Raw genomic sequence first — 15,513 nt, forward strand, 5'->3', positions numbered from 1 at the left:
TCATGCCTGTCGACTCCGTCTATCCCCGACTCGAGCCGCTGCTCTCGGGGGTCTCCAAGCCGATCCAGTACATCGGCGGTGAGCTGAACTCCACCGTCAAGGACTGGGACGAGGCCGACGTCCGCTGGGCGCTGATGTACCCCGACGCCTACGAGGTGGGCCTGCCCAACCAGGGCGTCCAGATCCTCTACGAGGTCCTCAACGAGCGCGAGGGGATCCTCGCCGAGCGCACGTACGCCGTCATGCCCGACATGGAGGCGGTGATGCGCGAGCACCGCATCCCGCAGTTCACCGTCGACGCGCACCGGCCCGTGGCGGAGTTCGACCTGTTCGGGATCAGCTTCTCGACCGAGCTGGGCTACACGAACCTGCTGACGGCGCTCGACCTGGCCGTCATCCCGCTGCTCGCGGTCAACCGCGACGACTCGCACCCGATCGTCATCGCCGGCGGCCACAGCGCCTTCAACCCCGAGCCGATCGCCGACTTCGTCGACGCCGCCGTCATGGGCGACGGCGAGGAGGTCGTGCTCGCGATCAGCGAGGTCGTCCGCGAGTGGAAGGCCGAGGGTCGTCCCGGCGGCCGCGACGAGGTGCTGGCGCGTCTGGCCGCGTCCGGCGGCGTCTACGTGCCCAAGTTCTACGACGTCACGTACCGGGTCGATGGTCAGATCGAGGCGATCACGCCGAACCGTCCCGGCGTGCCCGCCCGGGTCGCCAAGCACACGCTGATGGACCTCGACGCCTGGCCGTACCCGAAGAAGCCGCTCGTGCCGCTGGCCGAGACGGTCCACGAGCGGTTCAGTGTCGAGATCTTCCGCGGCTGCACCCGCGGCTGCCGGTTCTGCCAGGCCGGCATGATCACCCGTCCGGTGCGCGAGCGCTCGATCCAGACGATCGGCCAGATGGTCGACAACGGCCTGAAGCAGTCCGGCTTCGAGGAGGTCGGCCTGCTGAGCCTGTCCAGCGCCGACCACTCCGAGATCGGCGAGGTCGCCAAGCAGCTCGGCGATCGCTACGAGGGCACCAACACCTCGCTGTCCCTGCCGTCGACCCGCGTGGACGCCTTCAACATCACGCTGGCCAACGAGTTCAGCCGCAACGGCCGGCGCTCGGGCCTGACGTTCGCGCCCGAGGGCGGCAGCGATCGCATGCGCAAGGTCATCAACAAGATGGTCAGCGAGGACGACCTGATCCGGACCGTCTCGGCGGCGTTCTCGCACGGCTGGCGCCAGGTGAAGCTCTACTTCATGTGCGGCCTGCCCACCGAGACCGACGAGGACGTCCTGCAGATCGGCGAGCTGGCCAAGCGCGTCATCGATACGGGCCGTGAGGTCTCGGGCCGTCGCGACATCCGCTGCACGGTCTCGATCGGCGGCTTCGTGCCCAAGCCGCACACGCCGTTCCAGTGGGCCGCCCAGCTGGACCACGAGACGACGGACGACCGGCTGCGCAAGCTGCGGGCCTCGGTCCAGTCCGACAAGCGCTACGGCAAGGCCATCGGCTTCCGCTACCACGACGGCAAGCCCGGCATCGTCGAAGGACTGCTGTCGCGCGGCGACCGTCGCGTCGGCGGGGTCATCGAGGCCGTGTGGCGCGACGGCGGCCGGTTCGACGGCTGGAGCGAGCACTTCAGCTACGAGCGATGGGCCGAGAAGTCGGCCGAGGTGCTCTCGCCGCTGGGCGTCGACCTGAACTGGTTCACGACCCGCGAGCGCGACCACGACGAGGTCCTGCCGTGGGACCACATGGACTCGGGCCTGGACCGTGAGTGGCTCTGGGAGGACTGGCAGGACGCGATCGACCCCGACGGCCCCGCCGAGGTCGAGGACTGCCGCTGGACGCCGTGCTTCGACTGCGGCGTGTGTCCTGAGATGGATCTCGAGATCCAGATCGGCCCCACCGGTCAGAAGCTCCTGCCCCTCTCGGTGGTCTGAGATGGGTGCGCAGTCGCCGCGTCAGTCGCTCCTACTGGCGGTGGCCACGGGCGTCGTGTCGATATTGCCGATCGGCCGCGCCCCACGGGGCGTCAAGGCCGCTCTCGCCGCGGGGACGGGCCTGACCGCCGGCGGTGCGGCGTTCGTCGCTCTCCGTCGACCCGATCTCATCGCGGCCGCCCGTGAGCCGGTTCCGGCCCGACAGTCGGCGGTGGTGAGCGCCGGGCTGGGTGTCCTCGCCGCCGGAGCCACCGTCGCGGGCATCGCGACCGACCGGGCGTTCGAGCGGGCGCTCGTTCGCCGCGGCGTCGCGCACCCGCGGCTCGTCCTCGGCGTGGCCGGGGCCGTGCTCTCCTACGCGATGGACGTGCTCGACCGGCGCTCCGACACCGACGACTGACCACCCTCAGCGCAGCGTGTCCTCGAGCATCCGGGGACGGCTGACCACGACTCCCGCCGCGGCGATCACGGCGGAGGAGGCGATGAGCGCCACCAGGGGAGCGGTCCACGAGCCGGTGGCGTCGTGCAACGCGCCGACGCCGAACGGGCCCAGTCCGGCCACGAGGTAGCCCAGGTCCTGGCGCAGCTCGGGCAGGACGACGCCGAGGCTCGCGACCGCGACCCGTAGGTTCAGGGCCAGCAGCACGATGGCGACGCCGACCAGCCACCGACCGCGAGCGGTCGGCATGGGGGAGGAGGTCACGACATCAGCGTGGCCTACCGAAGTTCTGGACCCAGTAGGTGCCGTACTTGTCCTTGCTGGTCACGTAGCCGACGCCGAGCTCCTTGAAGCCCGCAGCCATGATGTTGCGGCAGTGTCCGGGGCTCTTGATCCAGCCGGCGACGACCGCCTCGGCCGAGGGGTAGCCCGCCGCGATGTTCTCGCCGATCGTGGACCAGCTGTATCCCTGGGCCTCGACGCGGTCCCGCAGGGTCGAGCCGTTGCGCCCCGTGTGGCTGAAGTAGCCGTGGGCGGCCATGTCGGCGCCGTGCGCCTGGGCCGACTTCGTCAGGCGCGCGTTCAGGCGCAGCGGGCCACGGGCGGGGAACGACTCGGCGCCACACTCGCGTGCCGTGGATCGGGCGTCGTTCACGAGGGCGAGCACTCGCTTCGACCGGGCGTCGGGGGTCCACGCCGTGCGGGTCCTGACCGTCTTGACCGGGCTGTTCACCGCGCGGTACCGGCCCTTCGCCGACACGCGGACCCGCAGCTTCACCGCGGCGCCGGCCTTCGTGGAGACGCGGTGGCGCAGCACGACCCGTCCGTAGCGGTTGGTGCGCTTGCGGTCGGCCCTGACCCAGCGGCCGTTGACGCGGCGCTGCAGCGTCGCGACTCGGCTCTTCGAGGCCTTGCCCTGGGCCGTGACCTTGACGGTGTACTTCACCGTGGCGCCGGGCTTGACCGACTGGGCCTTCGACGTGAGGCCGCGGACCTTCGTGGCGGTCGTGCCGGCGGCGCCGGCGGGAGCACCTCCCAGCACGAGGGCGCAGGCGGTCAGCAGGAGGACGAGGGTGTGACGCATGGGGCACACGGTAACTGTGAGGACAGGCCAGCGGAACCCCTTCCGACGTCGCCGTAGGCTGGTCCCGTGAGCAACGACGGCGGTACGACCCTGCAGGGCACTCCCAATCCGGAGGCCCCGAACCCGCAGTTGCCGATCGTGCAGAAGCTGCGCATCCGGTACGCCAAGCGCGGTCGGATGCGGTTCACCAGCCACCGTGACTTCGCCCGCGCCTTCGAGCGGGCGATCCGGCGCGCGGCGCTGCCCATCGCCCACTCGTCGGGCTACTCGCCGCACCCGAAGATCTCGTACGCGGGCGCGTCGCCCACGGGCGCGGCCAGCGAGGCGGAATACCTCGAGATCGGGCTGATCCGTGCGATGGAGCCCGACGACGTCAAGGCGGCGCTCGACGAGGCGCTGCCGACCGGCCTGGACATCCTCGACGTGGTGGTGTCCCCGGGCGGAGCGCTGGCCGATCTTCTGCAGGCCAGCCGCTGGTTCATCGAGCTGCCCGAGGTGTCGGCGCAGGACGCCGCGGCCGCCGTCGAGACGTTCCTGGCGCGTGACGAGGTCCTCGTCGAGCGCATGATGAAAAAGGGTCTGCGCACGTTCGACTGCCGCGATGCCGTCATTCGACTTCGCGTCGATGACCGGTCCGGCACGGACGGGTGTGCGATACTGGACGTGGTCGTACGCCATGACATCCCGTCGGTGCGACCGGACGACGTGATCACCGGACTGCGCACCCTGTGCGGCCTGCCGATCGAGAAGGCGCCTCTGGCGACCCGCTCGGACCAAGGGCCGCTCGATGTTCAGATCGGTACGGTCGGCGATCCGCTCGCCACCGGCCGCGACGCACCGTGAGGTGCTGACCGCGGCAGGTAGAGGGATCGCCGTGTGACAGGCCTAAGCGCCGTCCTGCAGACAGACTTGAGGTCCCGCGGGACCGTTGACCAGCCCGGTGGGTGGCTGCGCCGCTGCCGGGCGAAGGAGAGCACATGCTCGATCCGAACGACGCGAACGACGCGCCCGACGCCACCGGGCCCGACACCACCGAGGCCCCCACGCGCACGCGCCGTCGCGCTGCCGGCCGACCCGCCGGTCCGCCGGCGGCGGTGTTCGCACCTCCCGTCGAGGAGGCTCCCGAGCCCCCGGTGACCGCCGAGGACGAGGAGACCGAGGAGGACGAGGCGCAGGAGCCCGCCGCCCCGCCCGCCCGCAAGCTGCCGCCCGTCGGTGCGATGTTCCAGCCCCCCCCGGCCGAGCTCGCGCCCCCGCGCCAGAAGAAGCGCGTCGAGCCGCAGGACGAGCTCGACACCGACATGAGCGACGCCGACACCTCGGACGACGAGGACGGGTCCGGCGATGACGAGGGCAGCGAGGGCGGACGCCGCCGTCGACGCCGTGGCGGTCGTCGCCGTCGCAAGAGCGACCAGGACGGTGGCTCCGAGGGCTCGGACGACTCCGAGGGCGACTCGGCCGAGACCGAGGCCAAGGACAACGAGTCCGGCGACGAGGAGCAGACCTCGACCGGGTCCACCCGCCGTCGCCGTCGCCGCGCACGGGCCGGTGAGGGAGCCGACGGCTCTCCCGACGACCCCGAGAACACCGTCGTCAAGGTCCGCGAGGGCCGCACCGCCGAGGACGAGATCACCGGCGTCACCGGCTCGACCCGCCTCGAGGCCAAGAAGCAGCGCCGCCGTGAGGGCCGCGAGGCCGGCCGCCGCCGCGCCCCGATCGTCAGCGAGGCCGAGTTCCTGGCCCGCCGCGAGGCCGTCGACCGCGAGATGGTCGTGCGCCAGCACGACGACTACACGCAGATCGCCGTCCTCGAGGACGGCGTGCTGGTCGAGCACTACGTCGCCCGTGAGTCGCAGACCTCGCTGATCGGCAACGTCTACCTGGGCAAGGTCCAGAACGTGCTGCCGAGCATGGAGGCCGCGTTCGTCGACATCGGCGCCGGCCGCAACGCCGTGATCTACGCCGGTGAGGTCGACTGGTCGAACATCCAGAACGGCAAGCAGCGCAAGATCGAGGACGCGCTGCAGCCCGGTCAGACCGTCCTGGTCCAGGTGACCAAGGACCCGATCGGCCAGAAGGGCGCGCGGCTCACGAGCCAGATCAGCCTGCCCGGCCGGTTCCTGGTCTACGTGCCCGGCGGTGGCAGCAACGGCATCAGCCGCAAGCTCCCCGAGAACGAGCGCGCCCGCCTGAAGGGCCTGCTCAAGGAGGCGCTGCCCGAGAGCGCCGGCGTCATCGTGCGCACGGCCGCCGAGGGCGCCACCGAGGACCAGTTGCAGCGCGACATCACCGCGCTCACGGCCCGCTGGGAGGACATCGAGAGCAAGGTGGCCGCCGGCAAGGCGCCCCAGTTGCTGTACTCCGAGCCGGACCTGATGATCAAGGTCATCCGTGACCTGTTCAACGAGGACTTCGCCACGCTGACCATCCAGGGCGACGAGGCCTGGGACATGGTCGCGGGCTACATCGCCCACGTCGCCCCCGATCTGGAGGAGCGGGTCAAGCGCTGGGAGGGCGAGAACGACATCTTCGCCGAGCGGCGCCTGGACGAGCAGATCCACAAGGCACTGGACCGCAAGGTCCACCTGCCCTCGGGTGGCTCGCTGGTCATCGACCGCACCGAGGCGATGGTCGTCGTCGACGTCAACACGGGCCGGTTCACCGGCTCGGGTGGCAACCTCGAGGAGACCGTCACCAAGAACAACCTCGAGGCGGCCGAGGAGATCGTGCGTCAGCTCCGGCTGCGCGATCTCGGCGGCATCATCGTCATCGACTTCATCGACATGGTGCTCGAGAGCAACCGCGACCTGGTGATGCGTCGCCTGGTCGAGTGCCTCGGTCGTGACCGCACGCGTCACCAGGTCGCGGAGGTCACCTCGCTGGGCCTGGTGCAGATGACGCGCAAGCGCATCGGCACGGGCCTGCTGGAGTCCTTCAGTCACGAGTGCGAGCACTGCCACGGCCGTGGCGTCATCATCGAGGACGCGCCGGTCGAGCCGAAGAAGGACGACGGTCAGCGCCGTGGTCGCCGAGGCGGCCGTTCCGCTCGCAACGGCGGCGGGAGCAGCAACGGTGGAAACAGCAACGGCAACGGTGGGGGTCGCCCGCCGCGTCAGGACAAGAATGACGAGTCCGACGACGATGCCGTGAAGAGTGAAGAACCCCGAAACGACGAGTCGTCGCAGGCTCCTTCGCAGGAGCCGGCGGCGGTTGAGGCACCCGTTTTGACCGACGATGGTGCGCCCGAGTAGAATCGACAGTCGGTGCGCATTGCGCACCTCCCGACTTTTTCAGGACGAAGTGAGGAATCCCGTGGTGTACGCAATCGTGCGCAATGGCGGCGGCCAGACCAAGGTTGCCGTCGGCGACGTCATCTCGATCGACCAGCTCAAGGTGACCGAGGGCGACACCGTCCAGCTCGCCGCGGTCATGGTGGTCGACGGTGACCAGGTGACGGCCGGTGCCGACGCCTCCAAGGCCAAGATCGACGCAGAGGTGATCGGTGGGCTCAAGGGCCCGAAGATCATCATCCAGAAGTACAAGAACAAGACCGGTTACAAGAAGCGCCAGGGTCACCGTCAGAAGTACACCCAGGTCAAGATCACCGGCATCTCCAAGTAAGGGACTGACGACATGGCACACAAGAAGGGCGCAGCCTCCACCAAGAACGGCCGCGACTCCAACTCCCAGCGCCTCGGCGTCAAGCGTTTCGGCGGCCAGTTGGTCAACGCGGGCGAGATCATCGTTCGTCAGCGTGGCACCCACTTCCACCCCGGCTCCAACGTCGGCCGTGGCGGCGACGACACGCTGTTCGCCCTCGCGCCCGGCTCGGTCGAGTTCGGCTCGAAGCGCGGCCGTCGCGTCGTGAACATCGTTCCGGAGCAGTGACGCGCAGATCTTCCTGAGAAGGGGCGGTCCGCTGATGCGGGCTGCCCTTTCTCTTTTTTCCCCCACCACGTTCAGGAGAACCCATGGCGATCCCCAGCTTCGTTGACCAGGTGACCCTGCACGTCTCCGGGGGCAACGGCGGCAACGGCGTCGCGTCCGTCCACCGCGAGAAGTTCAAGCCTCTCGGTGGACCCGACGGCGGCAACGGCGGGCACGGCGGCGACGTCATCCTCGTCGTCGCTCCCGATGTCACGACGCTCATCGACTACCACCACGAGCCCCACCGCAAGGCCACCAGCGGTGCGCCCGGCGCGGGCTCGAACCGCAGCGGCTCCAACGGCGAGGACCTCGTCCTGCGCGTCCCCGACGGCACCGTCGTCCGCGACGCCAATGGCGAGGTGCTGGCCGACCTGGTCGGCGCCGGCACCGAGCTGGTCATCGCGGCCGGCGGCCGCGGCGGTCTCGGCAACGCCGCGTTGGCGTCCAGCAAGCGCAAGGCCCCCGGGTTCGCGCTCAAGGGCGAGCCGGGCGAGGAGCGCACGGTCACGCTCGAGCTCAAGGTCGTCGCGGACATCGGTCTGATCGGCTTCCCCTCGGCGGGCAAGTCCAGCCTGATCGCGTCGCTGTCGCGGGCCCGTCCCAAGATCGCGGACTACCCGTTCACGACCCTGGTGCCCAACCTGGGCGTCGTCACGGCCGGCGACACCACCTTCACGGTCGCCGACGTCCCCGGTCTGATCGAGGGCGCCAGTGAGGGCCGCGGCCTGGGCCACGACTTCCTGCGCCACGTCGAGCGCTGCGCCGCCCTGGTGCACGTCATCGACTGCGCCACGGTCGAGCCGGGTCGTGACCCGCTGTCGGACCTGGACGTCATCGAGAACGAGCTCGCGCGCTACGGCGAGTACGCCGGCGTCGACTTCAGCGATCGGCCCCGCCTCGTCGCCCTGAACAAGACCGACGTCCCCGACGCCGCCCAGATCGCCGAGTTCGTCACCGACGAGCTGCGCCAGCGCGGCCTGCGGGTCTTCGAGGTCTCGGCGGCCAGCCACGCCGGTCTGCGCGAGCTGTCGTTCGCCATGGCCGAGATCGTCGCCGCCCGTCGCGCCGCCGAGCCGCACCGCGAAGCCACGCGCATCGTGCTGCGCCCGCCGGCCCCGTCCGGTGTCGGCCGCGAGTTCGAGGTCCGCCAGATCGAGGGCCGCTGGCACGTCATCGGCGAGAAGCCGGCCCGCTGGGTCCGCCAGACCGACTTCAGCAACGACGAGGCCGTGGGCTTCCTCGCCGACCGGCTCAACCGGATCGGCGTCGAGGACCACCTGCTCAAGCTGGGTGCCAAGGCCGGCGACGACGTCGTCATCGGCGCGGCCAGCGAGGCCGACCTGGGTCGTGACGAGGTCGTCTTCGACTTCGATCCCACCATCACGGCCGGCGCCGAGGTGCTGGGCCGTCGTGGCGAGGACCTGCGTCTCGACCAGAGCACCCGACGCACCAACCAGGAGCGTCGCGAGCTGCTCGCGGCACGCCGCGCCTGGGAGCTCGAAGCGGTCGCCGCACGCGCCGAGGGCCGCGAGCCCGAGCCCTTCGATCCGCGCACGGTCCTTCCGGACTGGGAGATCGGTGAGGAGTACCCCGGCGACGACGAGCTTGACGAGGACGATCGGTGAGGGTCGTCCTCAAGGTCGGATCGTCCTCGCTGACGACGCCTGACGGACATCTCGACCCCGACCGCATCGGCACCGTCGTCGACGCCGTCGTCACGGTGCGCGCTCGCGGTGACGAGGTCGTGCTCGTCTCCTCCGGAGCCATCGCAGCCGGCCTCGGGCCGCTCGGACTGCCGAACCGTCCGCGCGACCTGCCCACGCAGCAGGCCGCGGCGGCGGTGGGCCAGCGCGCCCTCATCGCGCACTACTCCGAGGCGTTCGCTGCCGCGGGCCTGACCGTCGGACAGGTGCTGCTGACCGTCGAGGACGTCACCCGACGCAGTCACTACCGCAACGCGCGGCAGACCTTCGCCAAGCTGCTCGAGCTGGGTGTCGTCCCGGTCGTCAACGAGAACGACACCGTGGCCACCTCCGAGATCCGCTTCGGCGACAACGACCGGCTGGCCGCGCTGGTGGCCCATCTGGTCCACGCCGACGAGCTGATCCTGCTGTCGGACGTCGACGGCCTCTACACGGCCCACCCCGACCTGCCCGGCTCGCGGCCCGTCGCCACGGTGTCCTCCGACGCGGACCTCGAGGGGATCGACGTCGCCCGTGTCGGCTCGGCCGTCGGCACCGGCGGCATGGTCACGAAGATCGAGGCCGCGCGGATCGCGACGGCGGCCGGCATCCCCGTCCGCCTCACCTCGGCCGCTCGCGCCATCGAGGCCGTCGAGGGTCAGCCGGTGGGCACCCTGTTCACCCCGACCGGCAAGCGCCGTGGCCCGCGCCTCCTGTGGCTGGCCCACGCCAGCGAGACCCAGGGCCGGCTCGTCCTGGACGACGGCGCCCGGCGTGCCCTCGTCGAGCGCGGCGCCTCGCTCCTGGCCGCCGGCATCGTTGCCGTCGAGGGCGAGTTCTCCGCTGCCGACCCGGTCGACGTGGTCGGTCCGGACGGCGCGCTCGTCGCCCGCGGGATCGTGAACTACGACAGTCACGAGCTGCCTGAGATGCTCGGTCGCTCCACCTCGGAGCTGGCCGCCTCGATGGGCGCCGATCACGATCGCGCGGTCATCCACCGCGACGATCTGGTCCTCATGTCCTGACGCTGGCGCATCAGCACGCCTTGCACGGCCTCTCCCTCGGTGACACGGTCAAGTCACGGAGGTCGGTCGATGCCCGCACCCAGCACGGCCCAGGTGGTCATGGAACTGCGCGTGCACGGCGTGCGCGGGACCCCGACCGCGTCGATGCTCGGCGTCGACCAGAGCCGCGTCGTCCAGGTGGCGGGGGACCGGCTCACCGGCTTCTACCGGATCGCCGACGGCGCCGACCCGCCGCTGCGGACGCTGCCGCCCGGACTGGCCCTCGAGGCGTACTCCTGGGGCGAGCTGACGTCGGGCGTCCGCGGCATGTGGGGGTGGGTGACCCGCGTGCTCTGGCTGGGGCTGTTGCCGTTCGCGCTGGTGAACCTCGCCTTCTGGGCGCGGACGCAGGTCGGTGAGAACAACGGCCAGGCCCGCTGGGGGTTGCGCGCCGTGCGCGTGAGCGGTCTGATCCTGACCGCGATCGCGGTGCTGACGGCGTGCTTCATCGCGATCGACCTGATCGCGTGGCAGTGCTTCCGGGCGAACTCCGTCGCGTGTCCGGTGCTGCCGGGGTGGATGGACGGCCTGGCCTCCCTGACCGCGGGCCGGCGGATCGCCGTGACCTCGCTGGTGCCCGTCGCCATGGTCCTGGGCCTCGTGGCCCTGACGCGCCAGAGCGTCACCCGGTACGAGGCGACCCCGGACGCCCCGGCCCAGGCGACGCGGGACCAGGAACACGACCGGTGCGCCGACAACGTCCTGGGCCACCCGAGGATGTGGCAGGGCGAGCACCGGACGCGCCAGCTGCTCTACCTCCACGTCGCCCTGGCGCTCGCGACCATCGTGCTGTTCTCCGGCGTGCACCTGATCGCGCGTGAGGCGACCGGACCCGTGTGGGCGACCACGCTCGCGGCGGCCGCCGTGGCGCTGCTCGTGGTGGCCCGCGCGCTTTCCGTCGATGAGGACGACCCGGAGTTCCGCGACACGTGGAAGGTCTCCGTCGCCGGCACCGTGCACGAGTTCCCCCGACAGCCGATGCACTGGATGACCGGGCCGGGAGAGCTGCTGCGCCGGATGCCGCTGCGGGCCGTGGTCGTGGCGGCCGCGGTGGTCGTCGCCGCGCACCTGGCGGTGCTGTGGACCACGGACGTCACCAGGCAGGACGGGGACTGGTACGGCGCGAACCTGTGGTTCATCGGCCTGTTCGTCGCGCTGACGATCGTGCACGTCATCGTCTTCGTCGGCGGCCGGGCCCGACTGCGCGTCACCTTCCTGGTCGTCCTGCTCCTGCTGGCCCTGGTGGTCGGGGGCCGCGAGCTCCCGACCCTCGTGCTGGCGGGCCTCACCGCGCTGGTCTGGCTGGGGTTGATGATCTGGCACCACCGGCAGGCCGCGAAGCCCGAGCAGGCCGCGTTCGCCTGGGGCGGCGCGGGCGCCTCGGTGATGCTGGGCGGGGCCACGATGGTCGCGCTCCTGTTCACCTCGGCCGCCGCCGTCGCCGCGGCCGACTACCTGAACGACGGCTCGCAGTCGGTGGCCGACCTGACGACCCGCCGCAACGAGAACGCGCCGCTGTCGGCAGCGGGGGAGACCGAGACCCTGACCCTGGCCGGCGACGTCGTCCTCGAGGGGGCGCGGATCGTGCGGACGAACACGACCGTCGCGGTCACCCACGGCACGGTGCGCACGGACGCGCTGACCCGACGCAGTCGCGTGGATCCCGACTCCTCCTACTCGATGGCGTCGTCACGGGTGCAGCACGCGACCCTGGCCCTGCCCGAGGGCGTCACGACCGTGCGGCTCGTGTCCTCGTGCTTCGCCACGGACTCCGCGAAGCGCAGCGCCGTCTGCACCGGTGAGTCGAAGGGCTTCCGCACGGCCGGGGTGCTCATCGTGAGGCCGACGTGCGAGGTGGACGGGACGGTGCGCCGATGCCTCACGGTCGAGGCCGCCGGTGGGCGGGTGGCGCTCGAGGTGACGGACCCGCCGCAGACCCCGCTCGTCGTGCCGCAGATCCTCGTGTGGACCCCGCTGATGCAGCTGGCGATCATCGTCTCGGGTGCCGTCGTCACCGGGTTCATGGTGTGGCGATTCCGCCACCGCGCCGCGCCGCTCATCCGCAAGCGCGTGGATGACGACGACCCGGTCGTTCCCGAACAGGATCGGACAGCGGTGAAGAACGCCCGGGTCACGGCGGCCCTGGCGCACCGGGGCGAGCGGCTCCTCGACGGGATCGGCGCCGTCGCCTCACTGCTGGCCGTGACCACGCTCGCCCTGTCCTCCGCCGGACGCCCGCCGTGGGACTGGTGGGAGCCGGCGCGGCCGCTCGCGACGCTCTCGCTGTACGTGGCCCTCGGCCTGAGCGTCGCGCTGATGATGCTCGGCGCCCGCATCCGCCGTTCACCCACCGCGCGACGGAACGTGGGCGTCCTGTGGGACATCACGACGTTCTGGCCGCGGGCGGCTCATCCGTTCGCGCCGCCCTGTTACGCGGAGCGGGTGGTCCCCGAGATCACCACCCGGGTGCGCTGGGCGATGGGGGAGGAAGGCGAGGACCCGGGCCGCGTCGTGGTGCTGTCCGGCCACAGCCAGGGCTCGTTGATCTGCGTCGCAGTGGCGAGCCGCCTGAACGGACGGGCGGAGCAGCTGCGACTGCTGACGTACGGGAGCCAGATCCGGGCGCTCTACGGGCGGGTCTTCCCGGCCGCCGCCGGACCCGACGCACTGGGCTACGTCCCCACCACCGGGCCCGCGCGCATGCGCGAGGCGTGGCCCGACGTCCCGAACACACCGCCCGACGACTCACCGGCGATGGCGGTGGGGCTCCGCGAGCGACTGCAGGACCCGGCGCACTGGGTGAACCTGTTCCGCCGGTCCGACCCGCTCGGGTACCGCGTGTACTCCGACCGGGACCACGTGGTCCTCGACCGTCCCACGCTCGAGGTGCGGCGCGAGGGCTCAGGCGATCCCGGCTCGATGGTGATGACGCACGGGGGCTACCAGCACACGCCCGAGTATCGCGAGGCCATCGCGGAGTGGACGGGCGAGACGGTGCAGGTGCCCTCGACGGACCCGGCGAGCACCGAGCCGCTGCCGCCGGCGTGACCTACCGTCGCCGGGGGAGCACGCGATCCCAGGCCACGACGACCGCCAGGCCCACCACGACGCCGAGGATGGTGTCGGACAGCCGGTCCTGCAGCAACGACGTCACGGGCGCGGTCGAGCCCAGGTGCACCATCAGCAGCGCGAGCGGGGTGACGACCATCAGCGCGACCGCGTAGTTGCGGCCGATGAGCAGCTCGGCGCCGACCTGCAGGACGATCACGAGCAGGATCGTGGCGAGCGTCCCCAGGTCGAGGGCCAGCAGCCCCGCGGCGACGACGACGCCCAGGAAGGTGCCGACGGCGCGGTGCACGCCGCGCAGGACCTGGTTCCGGGTGCTCGGCCCGGCGATGGCGGCGGCCGCCGCGACCGACGCCCAGTAGGCGTGCCCGAGCCCGAAGACGGTGGCGACGATCGCAGCCAGGGCGACGGCGAGCGTGACGCGGGTGACCTCGGGCGCCGTGCGCGGCGACCGCAGCGCGGCGTGCAGGGGCGCGTCCCAGTGCTGGCGGGGGCGGTGACGTGCCGGCGTCAGGGCGCCCATGGCCCCGACGACAAGAGCGAAGAGCGCTGTCGCAACGGCGACCGCGAGGTGAAGGGCGACGTCCCGGCTTGAAACAGACGCCCCCGCGGTCGCGCCGACCGCGAAGACGGGGAAGAGGACGCCGGGCGGGTGCCAGGCCCAGACCAGCGAGGCCAGGGCGGCGACGGCCGCGATCCCGGCGAGACCGACGACGACGAGCCACTCACCGGCTCCGACGGCGGAGAGCACCGTGCCGGTCGCCACCGAGGCGACGAGGATGACGGCCGCGGTGCTCTGCATCAGGGCGCGTGGCCGGTGGGAGTTCGCCCGGCCGTACAGAGCCGTGAACGCACCGAAGGTGGCCGGCAGCGCCAGGTCGAGGCGACCGATCGCCCACAGCAGGAGCAGCGGCACGCCCATGCTGACGCCGGCGCGCAGTGCGACCCAGTGTGCGTCCCCGTGCGGACCGAAAGCCGTCAGTGACTCCCACGCGCGATGCAGGGCGGTGGAGTCGGAGGAGGGCACCCCTCGATGGTAGAACTCGGAACTAGACTCGCCGCATGGGTACCGAGGTTCGTGAAGCCGCGCTGCGCGCGCGGGACGCCGCGCGGGTGCTGGCGCTCGCCACGCGCACACAGAAGGATGCCGCGCTGACGGCCATGGCCGAGGCGCTGGTGGCCGGCACCGACCGCATCGTCGCCGCGAACGCCGAGGACGTCGCCGAGGCGCGGGCCGAGGGCACGCCCGAGAACGTCATCGACCGGCTGGCGCTCGACCCCGAGCGCGTCGCCGCGTTCGCCGGTGGTGTCCGCGACATCGCCGCGCTGCCCGACCCGATCGGCGAGATCGTCCGCGGCTCGACGCTGCCCAACGGCCTGCAGCTGCAGCAGATCCGCGTCCCCATGGGCGTCATCGGCATGATCTACGAGGGTCGCCCCAACGTCACGGCCGACGCCGCCGCGATCTGCCTCAAGGCCGGCAGCGCCTCGCTGCTGCGCGGCTCCCGCTCGGCACGCCGCTCCAACGCGGTCATCACCCGGATCATGCGCGACGCCGTCGCCTCCGCGGGCCTGCCCGCCGACGCGATCCAGGCCGTCAGCGCCGAGGACCGCAGCACCTCCACCGACCTCATGACGGCGCGCGGCCTGGTCGATCTGGTCATCCCGCGCGGGGGAGCGGGCCTGATCCGCACCGTCGTCGAGCAGTCCACCGTCCCGGTGATCGAGACCGGCACGGGCAACGTCCACGTGTACGTCGACGCCGACGCCGACCTGGACATGGCGCTGGACATCGTCATCAACTCCAAGACCCACCGCACGAGCGTGTGCAACGCGGCCGAGTCGCTGCTGGTCCACCGTGACGTCGCCGACGAGTTCCTGCCGCAGGTCGTCAAGGAGCTGCAGGGGCGCGACGTGCTGATCCACGGCGACGCCGCGTTCCAGGCCTTCGACGGGGTCGACGCGGCCACGGACGACGACTACGCCACCGAGTACCTCGCCTCGGAGATCTCGGCGAAGGTCGTGGACTCGCTCGACGAGGCGGTCAACCATGTCCGCCGGTTCAGCTCGGGCCACACCGAGGCCATCGTGACCCGGTCGCTGGAGGCCGCTCGCCGCTTCACGATGGGGGTCGACTCGGCCGCGGTGATGGTGAACGCCTCCACGCGGTTCACCGACGGTGGCGAGTTCGGCTTCGGGGCCGAGATCGGCATCTCGACGCAGAAGCTGCACGCGCGCGGTCCGATGGGCCTGACCGAGATGACCACCACCACCTACGTGGTGACGGGCGCCGGTCAGACGCGCTGACTCGCTGGTA

13 protein-coding genes are annotated in these 15,513 nt (G+C 71.4%); 10 read left to right on the forward strand and 3 right to left on the reverse strand.

All coding sequences use genetic code 11. The annotated features are described in order from the left end of the window. The first annotated feature begins 2 nt into the window (after positions 1-2). Positions 3-1,934: a TIGR03960 family B12-binding radical SAM protein gene (locus tag NP095_RS04390; protein WP_232417194.1), complete on the forward strand. Its 1,932-nt coding sequence runs from the start codon at positions 3-5 to the stop codon at positions 1,932-1,934. 1 nt (position 1,935) lies between these two features. Further along, a complete protein-coding gene (locus NP095_RS04395) occupies positions 1,936-2,334 on the forward strand; it encodes a hypothetical protein (protein WP_232417193.1) in 399 nt (132 codons plus the stop codon). 6 nt (positions 2,335-2,340) lie between these two features. Here NP095_RS04395 and NP095_RS04400 read toward each other — a convergent pair whose 3' ends face one another. Both NP095_RS04400 and NP095_RS04405 read right to left on the reverse strand, forming a co-directional pair. Continuing rightward, positions 2,341-2,637 carry a hypothetical protein gene (locus tag NP095_RS04400; RefSeq protein WP_232417192.1) on the reverse strand — a complete coding sequence of 99 codons (297 nt, stop codon included), beginning with the start codon at positions 2,635-2,637 and terminating at the stop codon, positions 2,341-2,343. Positions 2,638-2,641: 4 nt separating this feature from the next. Then, the gene (locus NP095_RS04405) at positions 2,642-3,457 is read right to left on the reverse strand and encodes a CAP domain-containing protein (protein WP_232417191.1); all 816 of its coding nucleotides are present in this window, start codon (positions 3,455-3,457) and stop codon (positions 2,642-2,644) included. Positions 3,458-3,523: 66 nt separating this feature from the next. On the opposite strand from NP095_RS04405, the gene NP095_RS04410 reads away from it, so the two are divergent. The 7 genes from NP095_RS04410 (at position 3,524) to NP095_RS04440 (ending at position 13,178) form a co-directional block, all read left to right on the forward strand. Beyond that, entirely contained in the window at positions 3,524-4,300 is a 777-nt protein-coding gene (locus NP095_RS04410) for a TIGR03936 family radical SAM-associated protein (protein WP_232417190.1), read from the forward strand. 134 nt (positions 4,301-4,434) lie between these two features. Then, entirely contained in the window at positions 4,435-6,708 is a 2,274-nt protein-coding gene (locus NP095_RS04415) for an Rne/Rng family ribonuclease (protein ID WP_306173282.1), read from the forward strand. Positions 6,709-6,772: 64 nt separating this feature from the next. Beyond that, entirely contained in the window at positions 6,773-7,078 is a 306-nt protein-coding gene (rplU, locus tag NP095_RS04420; protein ID WP_232417189.1) for a 50S ribosomal protein L21, read from the forward strand. Positions 7,079-7,090: 12 nt separating this feature from the next. Then, positions 7,091-7,345 carry a 50S ribosomal protein L27 gene (rpmA, locus tag NP095_RS04425; RefSeq protein WP_232417188.1) on the forward strand — a complete coding sequence of 85 codons (255 nt, stop codon included), beginning with the start codon at positions 7,091-7,093 and terminating at the stop codon, positions 7,343-7,345. An 83-nt stretch (positions 7,346-7,428) separates the two neighbouring features. Further along, positions 7,429-9,009 carry a GTPase ObgE gene (gene obgE, locus NP095_RS04430; RefSeq protein WP_232417187.1) on the forward strand — a complete coding sequence of 527 codons (1,581 nt, stop codon included), beginning with the start codon at positions 7,429-7,431 and terminating at the stop codon, positions 9,007-9,009. Beyond that, positions 9,006-10,091, forward strand: a complete 1,086-nt coding sequence (gene proB / locus NP095_RS04435; protein WP_232417186.1) for a glutamate 5-kinase — start codon at positions 9,006-9,008, stop codon at positions 10,089-10,091. Before obgE ends, proB begins: the two co-directional genes overlap by 4 nt. 69 nt (positions 10,092-10,160) lie before the next feature. Beyond that, the gene (locus NP095_RS04440) at positions 10,161-13,178 is read left to right on the forward strand and encodes a hypothetical protein (protein WP_232417185.1); all 3,018 of its coding nucleotides are present in this window, start codon (positions 10,161-10,163) and stop codon (positions 13,176-13,178) included. 1 nt (position 13,179) lies between these two features. On the opposite strand, the gene NP095_RS04445 is transcribed toward NP095_RS04440, so the two are convergent. Then, entirely contained in the window at positions 13,180-14,223 is a 1,044-nt protein-coding gene (locus NP095_RS04445; RefSeq protein WP_232417184.1) for an FUSC family protein, read from the reverse strand. Positions 14,224-14,258: 35 nt separating this feature from the next. Here NP095_RS04445 and NP095_RS04450 point away from each other — a divergent pair, with 35 nt between their 5' ends. Continuing rightward, complete coding sequence (locus NP095_RS04450; RefSeq protein ID WP_232417183.1) at positions 14,259-15,503, forward strand: glutamate-5-semialdehyde dehydrogenase; 1,245 nt, start codon at positions 14,259-14,261, stop codon at positions 15,501-15,503. Positions 15,504-15,513: the final 10 nt, after the last annotated feature.

The sequence above is a fragment of the Aeromicrobium duanguangcaii genome (assembly GCF_024508295.1).
In the GTDB taxonomy this organism is placed as follows: domain Bacteria; phylum Actinomycetota; class Actinomycetes; order Propionibacteriales; family Nocardioidaceae; genus Aeromicrobium; species Aeromicrobium duanguangcaii.